Source organism: Pseudomonas sp. UBA6276 (assembly GCF_002438365.1).
Taxonomy (GTDB): Bacteria; Pseudomonadota; Gammaproteobacteria; order Pseudomonadales; family Pseudomonadaceae; genus Aquipseudomonas; species Aquipseudomonas coleopterorum.
The window spans coordinates 31,417-31,630 of record NZ_DJUS01000153.1; the positions used below are offsets into that span (position 1 = coordinate 31,417).

Sequence of the window (214 nt, forward strand, 5' to 3'; positions counted from 1 at the left end):
GAGCCGCGTCAGGGTTTGGGCGTGTTTTGGTCAAACACGGAAATGGCTGACCATCATCTGCAGCTGATTGCCCAGGCGGGCCAGTTCGACGCTTGAGGCAGCGGTTTCTTCGCTGGCCGAGGCGGTCTGTTCCGACACGTCGCGTACGTTGATGATGCTGCGGCTGATTTCCTCGGCGACCGAGCTCTGCTGCTCGGCGGCTGCGGCGATCTGC

At 62.6% G+C, this 214-nt stretch carries 1 pseudogene; it reads right to left on the minus strand.

The features are described from left to right. Positions 1-30: 30 nt before the first annotated feature. Positions 31-214 (minus strand): annotated as a pseudogene (locus B2V21_RS17700) (methyl-accepting chemotaxis protein); the annotation flags it as partial.